The sequence below is a fragment of the Bacteroides sp. MSK.20.12 genome, assembly GCF_019052435.1.
Classification (GTDB): Bacteria; Bacteroidota; Bacteroidia; order Bacteroidales; family Bacteroidaceae; genus Bacteroides; species Bacteroides xylanisolvens.
This window is the reverse complement of record NZ_JAHQVH010000027.1, coordinates 41,582-62,293: the sequence shown is the minus strand read 5'-3', so window position 1 is coordinate 62,293 and position 20,712 is coordinate 41,582. Positions and strand designations below refer to the sequence as shown.

Sequence of the window (20,712 nt, the reverse complement as noted above, 5' to 3'; positions counted from 1 at the left end):
TATGTTAGATGTTTCTGAATAAAGCTTCGGGGTCGTGGCTAAGAAAGCAGGATCTCACAAGGTCTTTGCCGGAGAAATCTACTTTGGTCTTTGTTTCGGAGAAAACAGATGTTTCTGTATTATACGCTGTCTCTACGTACTGCATTGCCCAACTCATGCATTCTGTGATTTGTTTGCCGCTTGTTGCCGTGGATAAATGGTAGGTGGGGACAAAGGCCTTTACACCCAGTCCGCTGGGACTGATAAACGTGAGTACGGGACGGAGGAGCGGGTCGTCATGTAACACACGGCGCATTTCTTCAGTTTCCCGGTAAGAGCGGAAATGGTCTAGGTCTACAATCACCAGCCCTGATGGGGACAGGAAGTATTTACCGCTGCGGCGGGAGAAGGTGCCGCAGGGAGTTACATAGGGCAAAAGTCTTGTTTTTGCTATGCGTATGTCCGGTGCGTTGCGTACTTGCTCGGTCAGGAGCCTGAGGTCTTCGTTGCTGGTAATCATCTGGAAAACCTGTTCAATGCAGACTTCGCAGAAGGGGGAAAGTGTGGGGGGAGTGAGTATTTGTCCCTGTTTGTCTTTGATAGGGGCGATGGGAGGCATGAAATAGGACATTTTGTAATCGTTTGGCATAATTCTTTGTTATTAAAAATTTAATTATTTACTTTGCATCATATATGTGTGCATTTTGAAACATGGTGTAAATGTAGTAGAAACAAAATAAGCATTATCCTGATATGTTAGGATGAAAGTTAAAATAATTAACCATCATGGTGTAATTTTAATAATAAATAAGTATGAAAAAAGAAAAAGACTATTACGCAGCATTAGGAGCTAGCGTTAGTGAGTTGCTTAAACGCACGTGTTTGACAAATAAGAATGTGTACAAGGCATTGGGGATCGGCCATGATCCTTTGAATGAGTTAAAAAAGGGCTAGATTGCTCATTGGGTAATTACTTAAAAGTGGTGGAATTCTGTTTTGATTATCTTGACGAGGAGGAAATCGAGAGGGTTTTGAACAGGTGGAAACAGCTATATATGAGGTATCGGAAGGAAAAAGAGGAGAGAGAAGAACGCAATGAAAAGCAGGTGAAATAAAAAAAGGCAGGCGAGAAAATTTTCTCGCCTGCTATTTTTTTATAAATGAATTTTGGTGGCTTTATAAAAATAAGAGGAGGAGTGCCTGGCAGTTGTCTTATTTGATTTTTTTGGGGATGATTAAAAAAAAAAAGTCATATTATATTGTTACTTTATGGAATTTATGTAATTTTGCCTGTAAATTAATATATCTCTAATGAAGAGATGTTAATTTTTTATGTTACTTGATGTTTCTCTTAATCTTAAATATAGAGAAGCATAAATATTGTGTATATTATATTATCATCCGGAGTATTGTCCGATGTTGTTTTATTAGTACGTTTGATATGTACTTGTGGGGGATTCAGAGGGAAAATAAGGTAAAGACTTAAAGTTAAACTGAATAATACACACTTGAGATGAAACGAACGACTTTTTTTCTGTTGTTAGTCTTGTCTGGGACGTTCTGTTCGCTGGCGAGAGCACAGAAAGTAGCAATTAAGACTAATGTTCTGTATGATGCGTTTTTGAATGTGAATGTAGGCGTAGAGGTAGGTTTGGCTCCTCGCTGGACATTCGATTTATCTGCCGATTACAATGGATGGACACTTTCTCACGAGCGGAAGTGGAAGCACTGGCTTTTGCAACCGGAAGCGCGTTATTGGTTCTGCGACCGTTTTGCCGGTCATTTTATGGGTGTCCACGCTTTAGGCGGCCAATATAATGTTGGCGGTCTGAAAAACAACCTTTCTTTTCTAGGTACAGATTTCTCTGTAGTTTCCGACCGTCGTTATCAAGGATGGTTTGCCGGTGCCGGCATTGCATACGGTTATGCATGGATATTGAATAAGCATTGGAATTTGGAAGCCGAACTCGGGCTGGGTTGGGTTTATACACGCTATGATGTCTATCCATGTGCAACTTGCGGCACCAAACTTGCCAAAGGAAAATCGCACAACTATTTTGGTCCCACAAAAGCGGCTGTCAATCTGGTTTATACATTTTAATTCGGTCTGTAGTCATGATTACAATAAACAATAAAATAGCTAAAATAACAGGTAGTGTTTTGTTGTCACTACTTGGTGTGGCTGGTGTAAAAGGACAGCCGCTTATGAATGGGCAAGTGACAGTGCGAAATCTTTTCGTTTCCCATTCGGATGACAAACTCTTCATTTCGATGGATATAGACGTATCCGGTTTGGAGGTTAAGAGCAATCGCGAAGTGATATTTACGCCGGCATTGGCAAGTGATGACAACACGTTGAGCTTGCCTGCTGTGTTGATTGCAGGGCGTAATCGGTATTACCATCATTTACGCAATGATAACTTGAGGCCGGCGACTACGCAAATATACCGTCGCAGCGACGTATCGGTAGTGGAATATCGTACGGTGGTACCTTATGAAAAATGGATGAATACATCTAAACTTGTTACCCTGAATGAAGTGTGTGGATGTTGTGACGAGACGCTTGCCGGCGAAAACGAACCGCTGTTGGCGCTTCGGCTCGAACCGAAGGCGTTTGTGCCTTCTTACATATACATCCGCCCGAAAGCCGAACCTAAAATTAATGTGTTGGAAGGTTCTGCTTATATCGATTTCCCTGTAAATCGTACGGAAATACATGAGAACTACCGCCGTAATCCGGTGGAATTGCAGAAGATTCTTTCCACCATTGATGCTGTGCGCAACGATGCTGATACACGCATCATCTCTGTCAGCATCAAGGGATATGCATCGCCCGAAAGTCCGTATTCTAATAACGAGCGCCTTGCCATGGGGCGTACGAAAACACTGAAAGAGTATGTACGCAAACAATATAATTTTGCCGACATGCAATTCATTACCGACTACGAACCCGAGGATTGGGCCGGGCTGGAGCGTTACGTTGAAAGTTCATCTTTGGACAACAAGGCAGGCATCCTTGCCTTGATACGTAGCAACATGGATCCGGACGCCAAAGAACGGAGTATCAAGACTGCCTTCCCGAAGGAGTATGCTTTCTTACTGAAAGAGGTGTATCCGGGGTTGCGCCATTCGGACTATGCCGTGAAGTATGAAGTGCGGGCTTATACTGACGTGGAAGAGATTAAACGTCTCATCAAGACACAGCCGCAGAAGCTAAGTCTCAATGAAATGTATCTTGCTGCACAAGAAATGGAAATTGGCAGTGAGGAGTATAACGAAACATTCGACATCGCTGTGCGTATGTTCCCCGACGATGAAGTGGCTAACCTCAATGCAGCCAATATCGCCATGAGTCGTGGCAGTCTTAAAAGTGCCGAACGCTACCTGCAGAAAGCAGGTGATTCACCGCAAGCCATCTATGCACGCGCCACTCTTGCTGCTTTGAACAAAGATTTCGACACTGCCGAAAAAATGTTTGAAGAAGCTGTGCGTAAAGGAATGCCGGATGCAGAAAAGATGTTAAGGCAAATTGAGGAAATCAAATAAGGAATATTAATTTAAAAATAAGAAAAGATGAAAAAAAGCTGGAGTAAAATTTTAGCAGGCGCTTTATGTTTTGCATTGGCAGCTTGTAACAATGACGACATTGCTACTGTGAATGATGGTGATGTGGAAAACGGAGTTTATATGCGCTTTAGATTGGAACTGCCCCAAACAACCCGCAGTGTAACAGATACTGGGGCAGGGGACGATTATGTTACTTCTAACGGTGGTATAGAAATTGGAACAGATAATGAAAACAAAGTGACAAAAGGTGTATTGGTTGTCTTGACTACACCCGACCGCAAATTTGTTGCGTCTAGCTATGTACGTGGTACTGACGGAACAGAAGGTGCTGATGCCAGCACTTACACCATGGGACTTTCTGAAACGGCATTGCGCGGTCAGGCAGGGAAAGAAGTATTGGTGTATGCCTTTTGCAATCCGACAGATGATTTGATAGAAAAGGCTAATAAATTTAATTCTGGTGAATTGCTGACTGTGGGAAATGCAACCTGTAAATTGTCAGGTGCAGAAAACATAGAGATATGTACAGGTGGGAAATTCTTAATGGCAAATGCAGTTTTACTGTCCCGCGAATTGCCGGATTCTTTTTCAGGATATAAAACGAAAGAATCTGCCTATCCTTTAGGAACTGTGAAAGTGGAACGCGCAGTGGCTCGTTTCGACTACAAGCAAGGACCGTCCGATAGTGAGAATGGAGATAGAGCTACTGCTACTTATCATGTTCTCAAAAATTCGGAAGGTAAACCCATGGTTCAAGTACAGCTGACCGATGCTGCTCTGCTCAATATGAGTAAGGAGTTTTATTATTTGCGCCGCACTTGCTCACAAGATGGCAATGGCAATGCAGATTATACGAAATTCGACCTTTGCGGGCTTGAGACAACTAATAATTATGTAGTGGATTACGACTTTGATGACAAAATCTCTTATACGGGAAGCGAAGATTTAACGGGAAACTTCTTCTATAACTTAGGAAGATTTACCGATAATGGTAATAGTTGGATTTCCGGACAGTTTGACACCAACTCCGAATGGAAATGGGTGAAATTGAGAGATATTATAAACAAAGGAGAAAACGATTCTAACAACTGGCAGGATGCTCCGGATGGCATCGACAAGACCGGTTATCGTGTCTGGCGTTATGTGACAGAAAACACGATTCCTTCTCCGCGCAGACAAATGAACGGTATTTCGACCGGTATTGTATTTAAAGGACATATTATCGCTACAGATAATAATCCTGTCGTGAGAGCTGCTATGGCACAAAGAGAACCTCTTTATGTGTACAACAATGCATTGTATATTCAGAGTATGTTCGCAGATTTATCGGAAAACACTGCCGTTAAGAATGAGTATAATGCAGTGATGGCTGCAGCTGGCAACGGCAAGCCAACGGATAAGATGTGGACGGACCACGGTTTTACTATCTACACACCCAATAACAACGGTGAGTATGAAGTGTTTTACTATTATTGGAACCGTCACAACAACAACGGAATGCCTGCAGAAATGGGCATCATGGAGTTTGCTGTGGTCCGCAACAATGTTTATAAATTGTGCGTAGACAAGATTTCCATATTGGGACATCCCACAGATCCGGGCAAAGATCCTGATCCGGTAGATCCGAACGAGCCGGACGAAAACAGTGATGTATACTTCACAGTGTCTGTACAAGTGTTGCCATGGGTAGTTCGCGTCAATAGCATCACATTTGATTGATTAAAACAATGCAAAGTAGAAAACAAAATATAATTTCAAGACTTATGGCTGCGGTGTTTGGTGCCGCAGCTATGGGGCTTGTTTTTTCTTCGTGCGAACGCATCTACGAGGATCTTGATCCTTGTCCGCATGGTGTGTCGTTACGCTTTATCTACGATTATAACCTGGAGTTTGCCAACGCATTCCCGAACCAGGTAGATTGTCTTACTTTGTTTATTTACGACGAAGAAGGCAACTACGTAGACCGCCGTATCGTCACAGGCGCCGCATTGCAAAATGAGGACTACCGGATGCAGCTCGACTTGAAGAAAGGCACATATCGCTTTGTGGCCTATGGTGGATTGGCATGTAAGGAGAAAACCTTCTCGCTGCTTCAAGAGCCTGACGCCGGAAGCAATTATACCGATCTGCGGGTAGAAGCCGACTGGCGTCGCGTCGAGTCTGATCTTCCTGAAAAGCGTAAATTGCATGATATGTTTTGGGGTGAGCTCACTCTTGCCACATCCGACCTTTATCAGAAAGGGGTGGTGAAGATGATGAAGAACACCAACAACATCCGTATCGTATTGCAACAAATGAACGGTGAACCGGTGGATGACAAAGAGTATGAGTTTGAAATCACCGACGACAATACTTTGTTTTCGTATGACAACGACTTGCTTCCGAATGGTCCGGTCACCTATACCCCGTGGTCGCAAGGACAAGCTTCGACGGGAGTCATTGAAGGAAACAAAGAGGAAGTGGTGGCTTATGCAGAGTTTTCCACGTCGCGGTTGATGACGAAGAATAGTCCGAAGATGATTATCAAGCGTAAAGCAGACGGAAAGGAAGTGGTCAACATCCCTTTGATTAATTATCTGTTAATACTCAAAAGTGATCATTTTGCCGCGATGCCCCCACAGGAGTTTTTGGACCGGGGATATTACTGGTCGATGATATTTTTCCTTGATTCAAGCCACGAGTGGTTTAAGGTGACTATAAAAGTAAACGATTGGGTAGTCAGAGTCAATAATATAAAATATGAATAAATTCGTATATATTATCCTATTCAGTTTCGTTGTCTGTCTGTTGTCTGCTTGCGGCAGTGACAAAGAGGAGATGAGCCGATTCGGTGGCGATGATGATGCGGTGTGGGTAAATCTCGATATCAATGTTTCGCTTACAGATGTGATGCATTCGGGCATTACCCGCGCCGAAGGCGACGGATACGAAGATGCCGCCAATGGTTACGAATTGATGAGCACACTGCGCATCATCGTAGTGCGTCCTGATAACACTGTAGAAGAAAACCGGTTTATCTCTTTCCGGGATGTCCTGCAACATTATGGGGATGAACGCTTCAAAGTGCGCGGCAGGGAAACCAAGCGAGTTTATCTGTTTGCAAATGAAAACTCATCAATAGACATCCAGTCGGAAGACGGGGTTCGGATCCGGTTGAAAGACGAACTGGAGCGGATTAAAAAAGGAGATGCGTTTCCAGTAGAGAAGATCGGCAAGCTGATGGTAAAGCTGGATGAAGGCAAACAACTGGAGGTGAAACCTAACTATGTGCCCATGAACGAATGTCATACGGTGGAGGTGGGAGAGACCGACCGGAAAGCTGATTTGTTCATCATAAGAGCTGCTGTCAAATACTCATTCTATGTCAAGAATGAAAGTTCGCTAGACAAGACTGTCACGGGATATTCCGTTCATAATATGGCAAGACAGGCATATCTCTTGCCACGAGGTGTGAGGTATCGGGACGTAGAGGGAAGCGACGGGACAATTTATAAAGAAATTGAAGCATTTGAGGTGCCCGAAACGGAATATTATACCTATCGCTTTAATGCCAGCTACTCTTTGCCAAAAAATAAAGAGATCACCCTGTCGCCTTCCTGCTATTTTTTGGAAGGCAAACACGTGTATGAAGATGAAGGAGGAGCGGACGAGAAGAAAAACTATTCGGTAAGCCTTTGGGTAGACGGTGCGGAGCTGAAAGGCTTTTTGGAGAACGTGCCCCAATTGCCGCGTAATACGCACGTAAAAGTATACATTACCATTAAAGATACAAGCACGGACTGGAAGGTAGATGTGCGTCCATATACCGAAGTCACATTAGATCCCGATTTCGGGCTATAACCAACGAAGAGAGGATTTCCTTAAAATAATTTTATGCAGGAAAATATGAAACGAAATATTCTTTATAGTCTTACGGGTATGCTGATATTTGTTTTGGCTGCCTGCACGGACGATTGGTTCAACAACAGATACGAACAAATGCCCGAAGGGGAAACCGACGTAAATGCAACGGTAGAGTTTCTTCCTCTTCGCCCGGCTTTGGACGTAAAGACACGCACAGCAGGGGATGCCATCAAAGACATCAACAACCTGTGTGTGCTGCTGTATGATAAAGAAGGAACCCTAACGAAAGTATATTACCTCCTTCCCGACGGTTCTGCTTCTACAGAAGGTAACGACGGTTCTTTCAAGGTGAAAGATGAAGACCGCACAAGCGACGACGCAGAAGGGGGGCCAACCGCAGAAAGCCGGACCCAGCAAGCCTCATTCCGATTATCCGGGGTGCCTTACGGCAATCATTATATATATGCAGTGGCCAATATGGGAAATCTGATGAAAACATCTCATTACCCTGCCATCAGGACTAGGGAAGGACTGAAATCTATCGGCCTGGCATGGCAGGCAGAGAACTGGGTGTCGACGGAAGACGGTGCAAAAAGCAAAGCCATCGCCAACAACCAGATGTTCGGTCATTTCACCACGCTGCCGGATGCCCCCACAGGAGCCAACCGCAATACGGAAGATGCGCTGGTAGCCATCAACAAGAAAGGTATGACGCTGCATGCATGGATACGCCGCGCAGCCTCCAAAGTAACTGTTGCATACGATGCAAGCGCGTTGAAAGAAGGGGTTTTCATTTACCTGAAGTCGGTGCAGATTAAAGATATTCCGACTCATTGCTATTTGGGAAAAGACAATAAGGTGGGAGCGGAAGATGAAGGATATGACTTGCCCTTTCCTGCAAAGGGAGAGGATATGCCTGACGGAGAGGTGATCAAATACTACGAAGGAGATACGGAACCGACAGTGTTTGATGCATCCTATCCGGTACGTTTGTCCACTGGTAAATCTTATTATCCGTGGCCTGTTGAAGAAAACGGAGTGTTGCACAAAAAAGGACACGAAGAAACTGCCGACGCCTTGTTTTTCTTCGAAAATATGCAAGGAAAAGGCCCCAGCAAATTGCAGGATGCCGATGGTAATGGAGAACTGGATCATCCCGGATTGCCGGGAGATAATATATTATATCCCGATTATCTGCCGAAAGATGACGTGCCTTATGGCACTTACATCGAAGTAGATGCTTATTACGTTTCCGTCAACCCTGAAAAAGTGGGGAGCGGGAATATCAAATATCGTTTTATGCTTGGAAAAGATGTAAAGACCGACTACAACGCCGAGCGTAACCATCATTATAAACTCACACTGAAATTCAAAAACTTCGCGAATGATGCCGACTGGCACATAGAATATCAGGAGCCGGAACCGGGTATTGAGGTGCCGAATCCTTATTATATATCTTATCTGTATAATCATTCGATGATGTTGCCGCTGAAAGTCAGAACAGGAGGACGTAAACTGGGTAAAATAGAGGCAAGGATTGTAGACAATCGATGGGGCCCCTATAATGCATTAAAAACTTTCGATTATTACGATAAGATGGATATAGCTAATGCCAACCCGTGGAATGGTTTTCTGTCCCTGCGTGCGACCAAGGATTTGGTTATAACCGGAACAGCTCCGTATATTGAAACCTCCAACCAATCTTATTATGAAGAGCATAAAAGAGGAGAACGCACATATCCCATCGGAGATATTACAGACGAAGAGGAACATAGTTTCTTTGGTGAAGCAGGAGAGGAAAAAGACGGAGAATACAAAGTAAGAAAAGAAGGTGATAGCATATATCATATGCTGCTTCCTATGTACACCCGCGCCAAACAGCTAATTAAAGCAACCGCATATACTGGGAATAATCCCTATGTGGCCTATCAACGCAGATCGGAAGTGGAGATAAAAGCGACGTTATTGAATCCGGACGGTACAGTATGGAAAACGATTTCTACAAATTCTTCCGTTACAAACTCCGCCAAAGGGAATGAAAACCCTGTTATTTATCAAGTGCGTCGTATTGTCAACCCCAAAGGAATTTGGCGCAGCCATGACAATGACGCAGGATTCGACGTACTATTGAAACGATTACCTCAAGAGAATGGAACAAAATTTGAGGTATTCGCTTCCGAAGGTCCGTGGAAAGCCTATGTGGTTTGTGGGGATAAAAGCTTTATCAATTTAGGTGTCGGCAAGAAACATAGCGAAGTAAGCAACGACACCGTTTATGGGAAAACCGGTTCGAATATAGATTTCAGAATTGACTTTAATGGCGGCTGCGGAGAGAATGAAAATCGATATGCCATCATACGGGTAGAGTATCACAACTATACTTGCTACCACTTGATATTTGTACGTCAAGGAGATGCTCCCGATGCATTGATTGATGGAGGGACCGAATGGCATGCGCGTAACATGAAGACTAAAGATACAGAAACCGCTTCTCCGCTGGAAGAAGGTTCGTTGTTCAAATGGGGTAACATGACCGAGCCAATCGACGCGGTCAATAATAAGACCCCGGGGCCATATTGGATAAACGTTACACCAGAATCTTTCCAAGGGCCAGGAACCCAAAAATTAACCATTGCAGGCACAAGTGGAGAAAAGGCATGGGGAGAGATAAAACCTGTAAACGCGCCGTCGGACGACAAGAGTGGTTTCGATGCTGCGTTTGTCGATTCATCGCAGCTTCCTTCAAATACAAGAATTGCTTCTTATGATGATTTTAAAGCATTATATGACCATATAGACATCAAACAAGGATATGGTATACTGTATGGAGATGGATCGACAAGTACTGAAGATGATATAAACGACGCGTACGGTTATGACTACAATCATACAAAGCGCGGAATGCGTGGTTGTTTTGTCTACAATCAACAAACCGGAAAAAGTCTGTTCTTTCCTATTGGAGCTTCTGGATATGGACATAGAAAAGAAAAAGATGCCAAAGGCGCGGGCACATTAAGATATGCAGCAACTCGAGCCGAACGATTCCCCAGTGGATGGCTTAGCGAGAGCTACCCCGTGGGTGTCGCGGGCGCTCCTCTCTTTTATGACGTATATATGCGTCCCGGAGCAATCTACTGGTTGAGTCATTATGTAAAGGCTGAAAAGCCCGGAGATGGGAATGCAACCGGATGGGATTTCAATTACTTTACTTTTGATTTCTATCCCATCACCCGTAGTTCAACCGGCGGTGCACAAGATGCCTGCTTCGTACGATGCGTAGAAGATAAGTAGAATAAGATGCATAATGTAGAATAAACGTGAGTTCGACATATCGAACTCACGTTTATTTATATAGAGTACTAAATGATAGGAATCTTTTTCCCGTGTGCGATAACGTAAACGCAAAAAATAACAATTTATTATGTAGAAAAAGTTGGGGGAATGCTTCGTAGTTCATAAATAATGATTAAATTTGCCGCGATTTGTAATGCGGAGTTTGCAAAATGACGAATAATACTATAAAGCATCTAGGTATTGTGGAAAACATACAAGGTTCTCATCTGTTGGTGAGGATTGTCCAGACATCGGCTTGCGCGGCTTGTAGCGCAAAGGGGCATTGTTCCTCGGCGGATAGTAAGGACAAAATCATAGATATTATAGATACCGCGGCTTCTTCCTATCAGGTGGGAGAGAAGGTGATGGTGGTCGGCGAAACGTCGATGGGCATGATGGCAGTGGTATTGGCTTTCGTACTTCCTTTCGTACTTCTTATATTTTCATTGTTTCTTTTGATGGCGTGGATAGAGAATGAGTTGTATGCAGCACTTCTTTCTCTGGCTGTCCTTATACCTTATTATTTCGTTTTGTGGCTCAATAAAACGCGACTCAAACAACAATTTTCATTTACTATAAAACCAATAAATAACTAAAAACATTATGAATTTGATTCTGATTGCAGTGATTTCATTGGGAGCTATAGCGCTCGTGCTGGCCGCTATTCTTTATGTGGCTTCCAAGAAATTTGCCGTGTATGAAGACCCGCGGATTGCTCAGGTGGGAGAAGTGCTTCCCCAGGCTAATTGTGGTGGATGTGGCTATCCCGGTTGTAGCGGCTTTGCCGACGCTTGCGTCAAAGCCGGTTCGCTGGATGGTAAATTCTGCCCCGTAGGTGGACAACCTGTCATGGCACAAATTGCTGATATCCTCGGACTTGCAGCCGGTGAAGCTGAACCGATGGTAGCAGTGGTAAGATGTAACGGAACGTGTGCCAATCGTCCGCGTACCAACCAATATGATGGTGCGAAGAGTTGTGCTATTGCCGCTTCGCTGTATGGTGGGGAAACGGGATGTAGTTACGGATGTCTGGGGTGTGGTGACTGTGTGGCGGCTTGTCAGTTCGATGCCATCCACATGAATCCTGAAACGGGACTTCCGGAAGTGGATGAAGCGAAATGTACCGCTTGTGGCGCTTGTGTGAAGGCTTGCCCGAAGGCGATCATCGAAATCCGTCCGCAAGGAAAGAAGTCACGCCGCGTGTATGTCTCTTGTGTGAATAAAGACAAGGGAGCGGTGGCACGTAAGGCTTGTACAGTGAGCTGTATCGGCTGTGGCAAGTGTGTGAAGACTTGTCCGTTCGAAGCTATTACGCTGGAAAACAACTTGGCTTACATTGATCCGAACAAGTGTAAATCTTGCCGGAAATGTGTGGAAGTTTGTCCGCAGAATAGCATTGTCGAGTTGAATTTCCCGCCACGGAAACCGAAAGAAGAAGCTCCGGCTGCTCCGAAACCGGCTGCTGTTTCTAAAGAAGCGGTGGAGACTCCTGCATCGGCTGCAAAAGTGGAAACTCCTGCTGCAAAGGCTACAGAAGCTCCGAAAGTAACAGAATAATAACAGAAAAAAATACAGAACTGTATGTTAAAGACATTTTCAATTGGTGGAGTTCATCCACACGAAAATAAATTGTCGGCACATCAACCTATTATCACAGCGGAAGTTCCTGCAAAGGCTGTTATTTTGCTGGGGCAGCACATCGGTGCGCCTGCAAAACCGGTTGTAGCAAAAGGGGATGTGGTAAAGGTAGGCACACGGATTGCCGAACCTGCCGGCTTTGTTTCGGCAGCAATTCACTCTTCGGTCAGTGGTAAAGTGGCGAAGATTGATACCATAGTCGATGCCAGCGGTTATGCGAAACCTGCCATCTTTATTGATGTGGAAGGCGACGAATGGGAAGAAACAATCGACCGTAGCACCACACTGGTGAAAGAGTGTGAACTTTCCGCAGAAGAGATCGTGAAGAAGATTGCCGATGCCGGAATCGTAGGTCTGGGCGGTGCTTGTTTCCCTACACAGGTGAAACTTTGTCCTCCTCCTTCTTTCAAGGCTGAATGTGTGATTATCAATGCCGTAGAGTGTGAACCTTATCTGACTGCCGACCATCAGCTGATGCTGGAACACGCGGAAGAAATTATGGTGGGTGTTTCTATCCTGATGAAAGCGGTGAAAGTGAACAAGGCATTTATCGGAATCGAAAATAATAAGCCGGATGCTATCGAACTGATGACCAAAGTGGCTTCTAGCTATGCAGGTATCGAAGTAGTGCCCTTGAAGGTGAAATATCCGCAAGGAGGTGAAAAACAACTGATTGACGCGATTACCAAACGTCAGGTGGCGAGCGGTGCATTGCCTATCTCTACGGGAGCAGTCGTGCAGAACGTGGGAACAGCATTTGCCGTTTATGAAGCTGTACAGAAAAATAAGCCGTTGTTCGAACGTGTGATTACCGTGACAGGAAAGTCGGTTGCGAAACCTTCCAACTTCCTGGCTCGTATCGGTACACCGATGAAACAGTTGATTGATGCTTGCGGTGGTCTGCCCGAAGATACGGGTAAGGTGATCGGTGGCGGTCCGATGATGGGTAAGGCGCTCGTAAATATCGAGGTTCCTACTGCGAAGGGCAGTTCCGGTATCCTGATTATGAATCAGAAGGAAGCCAAACGCGGCGAAGCTCAAACCTGTATCCGTTGCGCGAAGTGCGTGAGTGCCTGTCCGATGGGACTGGAACCGTACTTGCTCGGAGCTTTGTCCGAAAACGGAGATTTTGAAACAATGGAAAAAGAAAGAATCATGGATTGTATCGAGTGCGGCTCTTGCCAGTTCACTTGTCCTGCCAACCGTCCGTTGCTCGACTACTGTCGTCTGGGCAAAGGCAAAGTTGGTGCTATGATTCGTGCACGTCAAGCTAAAAAATAATGAATATGGAAAATAAATTAATCGTATCACTATCGCCCCACGTTCATGGCGGAGACAGCGTACAGAAAAATATGTATGGCGTGCTGATCGCACTGATTCCGGCTTTTCTGGTGTCTCTCTATTTCTTCGGACTGGGTGCCCTGATTGTCACGGCTACTTCCGTTGCAGCTTGTTTGTTCTTCGAATGGGCGATCGGGAAATATTTAATGAAGAAACCTACCACCACCATCTGCGACGGCTCTGCCATCATCACAGGTGTGTTGCTGGCATTCAACTTACCGTCTAATCTTCCTATCTGGATTATCATTCTGGGTGCACTGTTTGCTATTGGTGTAGGCAAAATGTCTTTCGGCGGATTAGGCTGCAATCCTTTTAATCCGGCACTGGCAGGACGTGTGTTCCTGTTGCTTTCTTTCCCGGTGCAGATGACCAGCTGGCCGGTAGTCGGACAGTTGACTGCTTATACGGATGCTACCACCGGTGCCACTCCGCTGGCATTGATGAAACAAGCGATTCATGCTGCAGATAAGAGTGCGGCTATGGATGCTTTAAACCAGATTCCGGATGCATTGAGTTTGCTGATCGGACAGAATGGCGGATGCTTGGGTGAAGTGAGTGCATTGGCTCTATTGATCGGACTGGTTTATATGCTCTGGAAGAAGATCATCACCTGGCATATTCCTGTGTCTATCCTGGCTACCGTGTTTATCTTTGCAGGTATCATGCACCTGGCAGATCCGGAAAAATATGTTTCTCCGGTATTGCAGTTGCTCTCCGGTGGTCTGATGCTGGGTGCTGTCTTTATGGCAACCGACTATGTGACTTCTCCGATGAGTAAGAAAGGAATGTTGATTTATGGTGTATGTATCGGTCTGCTGACGGTTGTCATCCGTCTGTTCGGTGCTTATCCCGAGGGTATGTCGTTCGCCATCCTGATTATGAATGCGTTCACTCCGCTGATTAACACCTATTGTAAACCAAAACGCTTTGGGGAGGTAGCGAAGAAGAAATGAAAAAGTTAGAATCATCTTTAAAGAATATGTTGCTGGTACTTACGGGCGTGACTGCTGTCTCCGTAGCGTTGCTGGCTTATGTAAATGAACTGACAAAAGGCCCCATTGCCGAAGCGAATGCGAAGACACTGAACGAGGCTTTGAAAAAGGTTCTTCCCGAATTTACCAATAATCCGGTAGCGGAAAGCGATACGATCTTCAGCGAGAAAGACGGAAAGAAGAACGTTGACTTTATCGTTTATCCGGCTAAGAACGGCGAAGAACTTGTAGGAACGGCCGTCGAAGCTAAATCAATGGGATTTGGCGGCGAACTGAAAGTGTTGGTAGGCTTTAACGCCGAAGGTAAAATCTATAATTACTCGTTACTCGCTCACGCAGAAACTCCGGGACTGGGCTCTAAAGCCGACAAATGGTTTGGAGCATACGATCCTGCCAAGGGGGAACAGGCTGTGTCTCACGAAGAGAGTAAAAAGTCTATTTTGGGGATGAATCCGGGTGAAACTCCGTTGACTGTCAGCAAGGATGGGGGAGCGGTGGATGCCATTACAGCTTCTACCATTACTTCACGTGCGTTTCTGAATGCTGTAAATGCTGCTTATCAGGCTTATAAGGCCGAAGGTGGTGAGGTGAACGGTGTCAGCGGTGCTTCTCAAAAGGCTACAGGTGCAGACGCTGCTACGGGAGCTACGATAAAAGTTGAACTTACTGATTCGGTCAGTGCTAAATAAGAAAGGAGACAGATATGAATAACTTTAAAGTAATGATGAACGGGATTATCAAAGAGAATCCTACGTTTGTACTCCTGCTCGGTATGTGTCCTACATTGGGTACGACTTCGTCGGCCATCAATGGTATGGGTATGGGACTTGCTACCATGTTCGTTTTGATCTGCTCGAATGTGGTGATCTCTTTAATCAAGAACCTGATTCCGGATATGGTGCGTATCCCGTCGTTTATCGTGGTGATCGCGTCTTTCGTAACCTTGCTTCAAATGGTAATGCAGGCATACGTGCCTGGACTGTACGCTACGCTCGGACTTTTCATCCCGTTGATTGTAGTGAACTGTATTGTGTTGGGACGTGCCGAAGCCTTTGCTGCCAAGAATAACGCAGTTGCTTCTATGTTCGACGGTATCGGCATGGGACTTGGTTTCACCATTGCCCTGACATTGCTGGGTGCTGTCCGCGAATTTCTGGGAACCGGTAAGATTTTCGATCTGACCATCATGCCGGAAGAATATGGAATGTTGGTATTTGTATTGGCTCCGGGTGCTTTCATCGCTTTGGGATATCTCATTGCGCTGATTAACAGTTTCAAGAAAGCCTAATTCAATTAAATAAGAAAAGAATATGGAATATATATTGATATTTATTTCGGCAATCTTTGTAAACAACATCGTGTTGTCGCAGTTCCTGGGTATCTGTCCGTTCCTGGGCGTATCCAAGAAGGTGGAAACTGCGATGGGTATGAGCGCTGCAGTTGCTTTCGTGTTGACCATCGCTACCATCGTTACCTTCCTGATTCAGAAGTTTGTGTTGGATGTCTTCGGGCTGGGATATTTGCAGACCATTACGTTCATTCTGGTCATTGCCGGATTGGTGCAGATGGTGGAAATCATTCTGAAAAAAGTATCGCCTGCTCTGTATCAGGCTTTGGGCGTGTTCTTGCCTTTGATTACAACCAACTGTTGTATTCTTGGTGTGGCTATCCTGGTGATTCAGAAAGACTACGACTTGCTGACAGGTGTTGTGTACGCGTTTTCTACGGCCATCGGCTTCGGTCTGGCATTGGTGCTTTTTGCCGGATTGCGCGAACAGATGAGTCTTGTGAAAGTTCCGAAAGGAATGCAAGGCACTCCGATTGCTTTGATTACCGCCGGTTTGCTTGCTATGGCATTCATGGGATTCTCCGGCGTGGTGTAAGGATTTACAGTTGATAATTAAATAGGGGATTGGAAACTCTGCTGTATGGCGACATACAGCAGAGTTTCCAATTCTTTTTTATACCTGATTGCCACCAAATCGTACCTAAATTACTTTTCAGCAAATAAAATTGTGGCAAATTATTGCTATTCCATTTTATTTCCATACATTTGTAACTCAAACAATAATAAGCCGAGAAACTAACCATTTTTATAAAGTATATGAAAGAAAGAATTTTAGTAACAGGCGGGACAGGATACATAGGGTCTCATACTGTTGTAGAACTACAAAACAGTGGATATGAAGTAATCATCATCGATAATTTATCAAATTCAAGTGCTGACGTTGTTGACAATATAGAGAAAGTTTCCGGTATTCGCCCAGTTTTTGAAAAGCTGGATTGCCTGGACTTTGCTGGTCTTGATGCAGTATTTACAAAATATAAAGGAATTAAGGCGATCATTCACTTTGCAGCGAGCAAAGCAGTAGGAGAATCGGTACAGAAACCGTTGCTTTACTACCGTAATAACCTGGTTTCTTTGATTAACCTTCTCGAACTGATGCCAAAACATGGAGTAGAAGGTATTGTGTTCTCTTCTTCCTGTACAGTATACGGCCAGCCGGATGAACTGCCGGTAACGGAAAAGGCTCCGATTAAGAAAGCGGAATCGCCATACGGAAATACGAAACAGATCAATGAAGAGATTATTCGTGATACGGTAGCTTCAGGTGCTCCGATCAATGCGATTATGCTGCGCTATTTCAATCCGATTGGTGCGCATCCTACGGCATTGCTGGGTGAACTGCCTAATGGGGTTCCTCAAAACCTGATTCCATATCTGACCCAAACCGCCATCGGTCTCCGTGAGAAACTAAGTGTGTTTGGTGATGATTATGATACACCGGACGGTTCTTGTATCCGTGACTTTATCAATGTCGTTGACTTGGCTAAAGCCCATGTGATTGCTATCCGTCGTATCTTGGAAAAGACACAAAAAGAAAAAGTGGAAGTGTTCAATATCGGTACAGGACGTGGCGTTTCTGTATTGGAATTAATAAATGGCTTTGAAAAAGCCACCGGCGTAAAATTGAATTATCAGATTGTCGGACGTCGTGCAGGCGACATTGAAAAAGTTTGGGCGAATCCGGATTTCGCAAATCAGGAACTGGGTTGGAAGGCTGTAGAAACTTTGGAAGATACTTTACGTTCTGCATGGAACTGGCAGCTGAAACTCCGTGAAAGAGGGATTCAATAAAAGAGATTTGTTTTAAAATAAACATAAAAGATTAAACAAATCGTGCATGCGATTTGTTTATCTGATGCTAATCGACCTGAAGCTGTTTATGAGTATGCGAATATACGTAAATGGTACTTATGCCTCCCCGGCATAGACAGGAAAGATTGCATAGTAGTTTTGTCGTGTTTTATTTTGTGTTTGTGTTGTGACGGTACTACGACGTGAGTCGTGGTACCGTTTTTTTGTTCGCCCAGTATGGGCGAACAAAACTATGTTTATAGCTTTCCTTTGAAACAGAAAACGTCGCTTTCTCCCATTGTTTTCGGTAAAGAAGTTCCGGGGGCGAACAGTCCGAACACTGAAGAGCCGGAGCCGCTCATGGAGGCGTAGATCGCTCCTTGATGATAGAGTTCTCTTTTAATTTCCCCAATAACGGGATGTTGCGGGAATACACTTGCTTCAAAATCATTGATTAGGATATCCTTCCATTCTGCAACTGGACGCAGGATTGCCTCTTTGACCGGATATTCCGGGCGGTGCGGGTGGATATTTGAAAAAGCTTCCCGGGTAGAAACGAAAACGTTCGGTTTGACAATCATGATTTGGTAACCGCTTAATGAAAGCTCGATTGGTGAGAACAGGTTTCCGATCCCTTCGGCATAGGTCGGCTTGTTTTTGATAAAGAAAGCGCAGTCCGCTCCCAAAGTGGCGGCATATACCTCCAGCTGCTCTTCGGATAATTCCAGCTGAAAATGATCGTTGAGCAACTTTAGCATAAAAGCGGCATCGGATGAACCGCCCCCCAGTCCGGCTCCCGAGGGAATATGCTTATATAAATGAATTTCGACAGGGGGAAGATGAAACTCCTTATCCAGCAATGAATAGGCCTTTGCCACCAGGTTGTCTTCCGGATTGCCGGCTATCTCCATGCCATACTGGTGGAGGGTAATCTTCTTTTCTGTTTCAGAAGAAGTACGGATTTCGAGAGCGTCCTCGAGGGCTACCGGATAGAAAACGGTTTCCAGATTGTGATATCCGTCCGGGCGTTTTTCCGTGATGGAAAGTCCCAGGTTTATTTTGATATTAGGAAAAGCGAGCATTTGATTTATGATTTATGAATTATGATTTATGGGTTGCTAAATTGCGATGTTGTGGCAAAGATACTAAAATCTTCATTTTTCTTTATTCATTCTTCATTATTATATTCTATCTTTGTCGTTCCGATTGGAAAAAGCCTGCCAATGGAAGCCATCCAATCATAAATCATAAATCAAAATTCATAAATCATAAAAGTTTTTCATGGCCGAACAGAAAAGAAATACCCGCAATACAAAGTCTACTAAGGTACAACCGGTAAATGATTATGGACGTATTCAGCCACAGGCACCTGAACTGGAAGAAGCAGTTCTGGGAGCTTTGATGATTGAAAAGGATGCTTACTCATTGGTGAGTGAGATTCTTCGTCCCGAATCTTTTTACGAACACCGGCATCAGTTGATTTATTCTGCTATCACCGATCTTGCGGTGAATCAGAAACCGGTGGATATTCTGACTGTAAAGGAACAACTTAGCAAACGCGGAGAATTGGAAGAGGTGGGAGGCCCGTTCTATATTACTCAATTGAGTAGTAAGGTGGCTTCATCAGCGCATATTGAGTATCACGCTCGTATTATTGCACAGAAATCTCTGGCGCGTGAGCTGATTACGTTTACGAGCAATATCCAGAGTAAGGCGTTTGATGAAACGCTGGATGTGGACGACTTGATGCAGGAGGCGGAAGGTAAACTTTTTGAGATTTCGCAGCAGAATATGAAAAAGGATTATACGCAGATCAATCCGGTGATTGACGAAGCCTATAAGCTGATTCAGAAGGCTGCGGCGCGAACCGACGGTTTGAGTGGTCTTGAGAGTGGTTTTACAAAGCTCGACAAGATGACTTCCGGTTGGCAAAATTCCGACCTTATCATTATTGCTGCACGTCCTGCGATGGGTAAGACCGCCTTTGTCCTTTCTATGGCTAAGAATATTGCTGTCGATTATCGGAACCCGGTGGCGTTGTTTTCTCTTGAAATGAGTAACGTTCAGCTGGTGAACCGTTTGATTGCGAATGTTTGCGAGATTGAGAGTGGAAAGATCAAGAGCGGACAGTTGGCTGGTTATGAGTGGCAACAGTTGGACTATAAACTGAAGAATCTGATGGATGCACCGCTTTACGTGGATGATACTCCGTCTCTGTCTGTATTTGAACTTCGAACGAAAGCGCGTCGTCTGGTACGTGAACATGGAGTGAGAATCATTATTATTGACTACCTTCAGTTGATGAATGCGAGCGGTATGGCGTTTGGTAGCCGTCAGGAAGAGGTTAGTACCATTTCCCGTTCGTTGAAAGGACTGGCGAAAGAGTTGAATATTCCGATCATCGCACTGTCGCAGTTGAATCGTGGTGTGGAAAGTCGTGAAGGTATTGATGGTAAACGTCCGCAGTTGAGTGACCTTCGTGAATCGGGAGCCATCGAGCAGGATGCCGATATGGTGTGCTTTATCCACCGTCCGGAATACTATAAGATTTATCAGGATGATCGTGGTAATGACCTGCGTGGTATGGCGGAGATTGTCATCGCCAAGCATCGTAATGGTGCGGTAGGCGAGGTGTTGCTCCGGTTTAAGGGAGAATTTACCCGTTTCTCCAATCCGGAGGACGATATGGTTATCCCGATGCCGGGTGAGCCTGCCGGGGCTATGCTAGGATCGAAAATGAATACAGGTAGTGCAGGTTCCGTACCTCCTCCCGCGCCTGATTTTGCGCCACAGACAGACAATCCGTTCGGAGCACCGGGGGATGGACCTTTGCCGTTCTAGTTGCGTCCCTGTGGTGAAATAACGCGCAATTTTTTATCA

Annotated in this window: 18 protein-coding genes; 16 read left to right on the top strand and 2 right to left on the bottom strand. The window is 44.8% G+C overall.

Annotation, left to right across the window (positions count from 1 at the left end; translation table 11 throughout):
- Positions 1–4 precede the first annotated feature (4 nt).
- On the bottom strand, positions 5–628 hold the full coding sequence (locus KTR06_RS14930) for a BT4734/BF3469 family protein (RefSeq protein WP_217290502.1): 624 nt from the start codon (positions 626–628) through the stop codon (positions 5–7).
- 164 nt (positions 629–792) lie between these two features.
- Here KTR06_RS14930 and KTR06_RS14925 point away from each other — a divergent pair, with 164 nt between their 5' ends.
- The 15 genes from KTR06_RS14925 (at position 793) to galE (ending at position 17,832) form a co-directional block, all read left to right on the top strand.
- Entirely contained in the window at positions 793–933 is a 141-nt protein-coding gene (locus KTR06_RS14925; RefSeq protein ID WP_217290501.1) for a hypothetical protein, read from the top strand.
- 559 nt (positions 934–1,492) lie between these two features.
- Complete coding sequence (locus KTR06_RS14920) at positions 1,493–2,080, top strand: DUF3575 domain-containing protein (RefSeq protein ID WP_217290500.1); 588 nt, start codon at positions 1,493–1,495, stop codon at positions 2,078–2,080.
- A 14-nt stretch (positions 2,081–2,094) separates the two neighbouring features.
- Positions 2,095–3,525 (top strand): DUF3868 domain-containing protein, encoded by a 1,431-nt coding sequence (locus tag KTR06_RS14915; protein ID WP_217290499.1) that lies wholly within the window; start codon positions 2,095–2,097, stop codon positions 3,523–3,525.
- Positions 3,526–3,552: 27 nt separating this feature from the next.
- Positions 3,553–5,265, top strand: coding sequence for an Mfa1 family fimbria major subunit (locus tag KTR06_RS14910; protein WP_217290498.1), 1,713 nt, complete (start codon positions 3,553–3,555; stop codon positions 5,263–5,265).
- Between the two features lie 44 nt (positions 5,266–5,309).
- Positions 5,310–6,293 (top strand): FimB/Mfa2 family fimbrial subunit, encoded by a 984-nt coding sequence (locus KTR06_RS14905; protein ID WP_254306430.1) that lies wholly within the window; start codon positions 5,310–5,312, stop codon positions 6,291–6,293.
- Positions 6,286–7,386, top strand: a complete 1,101-nt coding sequence (locus tag KTR06_RS14900; RefSeq protein ID WP_217290496.1) for a hypothetical protein — start codon at positions 6,286–6,288, stop codon at positions 7,384–7,386. The genes KTR06_RS14905 and KTR06_RS14900 overlap by 8 nt, the downstream gene beginning before the upstream one ends.
- A 45-nt stretch (positions 7,387–7,431) precedes the next feature.
- On the top strand, positions 7,432–10,680 hold the full coding sequence (locus KTR06_RS14895; RefSeq protein ID WP_217290495.1) for a DUF4906 domain-containing protein: 3,249 nt from the start codon (positions 7,432–7,434) through the stop codon (positions 10,678–10,680).
- A 212-nt stretch (positions 10,681–10,892) separates the two neighbouring features.
- Positions 10,893–11,318, top strand: coding sequence for a SoxR reducing system RseC family protein (locus tag KTR06_RS14890; protein ID WP_217290494.1), 426 nt, complete (start codon positions 10,893–10,895; stop codon positions 11,316–11,318).
- Between the two features lie 7 nt (positions 11,319–11,325).
- Positions 11,326–12,279, top strand: coding sequence for a Fe-S cluster domain-containing protein (locus tag KTR06_RS14885; RefSeq protein ID WP_217290493.1), 954 nt, complete (start codon positions 11,326–11,328; stop codon positions 12,277–12,279).
- 24 nt (positions 12,280–12,303) lie between these two features.
- Positions 12,304–13,641, top strand: a complete 1,338-nt coding sequence (gene rsxC, locus KTR06_RS14880; protein WP_004309220.1) for an electron transport complex subunit RsxC — start codon at positions 12,304–12,306, stop codon at positions 13,639–13,641.
- 5 nt (positions 13,642–13,646) lie between these two features.
- Positions 13,647–14,654, top strand: coding sequence for an RnfABCDGE type electron transport complex subunit D (locus tag KTR06_RS14875; RefSeq protein ID WP_004309219.1), 1,008 nt, complete (start codon positions 13,647–13,649; stop codon positions 14,652–14,654).
- Positions 14,651–15,382, top strand: a complete 732-nt coding sequence (locus KTR06_RS14870) for an RnfABCDGE type electron transport complex subunit G (protein WP_044133520.1) — start codon at positions 14,651–14,653, stop codon at positions 15,380–15,382. The genes KTR06_RS14875 and KTR06_RS14870 overlap by 4 nt, the downstream gene beginning before the upstream one ends.
- A 14-nt stretch (positions 15,383–15,396) precedes the next feature.
- The gene (gene rsxE, locus KTR06_RS14865; RefSeq protein WP_004295586.1) at positions 15,397–15,981 is read left to right on the top strand and encodes an electron transport complex subunit RsxE; all 585 of its coding nucleotides are present in this window, start codon (positions 15,397–15,399) and stop codon (positions 15,979–15,981) included.
- 22 nt (positions 15,982–16,003) lie between these two features.
- A complete protein-coding gene (rsxA, locus tag KTR06_RS14860) occupies positions 16,004–16,576 on the top strand; it encodes an electron transport complex subunit RsxA (RefSeq protein ID WP_004303570.1) in 573 nt (190 codons plus the stop codon).
- 221 nt (positions 16,577–16,797) lie between these two features.
- On the top strand, positions 16,798–17,832 hold the full coding sequence (gene galE / locus KTR06_RS14855; RefSeq protein WP_015530999.1) for a UDP-glucose 4-epimerase GalE: 1,035 nt from the start codon (positions 16,798–16,800) through the stop codon (positions 17,830–17,832).
- A 257-nt stretch (positions 17,833–18,089) separates the two neighbouring features.
- On the opposite strand, the gene ispE is transcribed toward galE, so the two are convergent.
- Positions 18,090–18,914: a 4-(cytidine 5'-diphospho)-2-C-methyl-D-erythritol kinase gene (ispE, locus tag KTR06_RS14850; RefSeq protein WP_217290492.1), complete on the bottom strand. Its 825-nt coding sequence runs from the start codon at positions 18,912–18,914 to the stop codon at positions 18,090–18,092.
- 199 nt (positions 18,915–19,113) lie between these two features.
- Here ispE and dnaB point away from each other — a divergent pair, with 199 nt between their 5' ends.
- Positions 19,114–20,673, top strand: a complete 1,560-nt coding sequence (dnaB, locus tag KTR06_RS14845) for a replicative DNA helicase (protein ID WP_217290491.1) — start codon at positions 19,114–19,116, stop codon at positions 20,671–20,673.
- Positions 20,674–20,712: the final 39 nt, after the last annotated feature.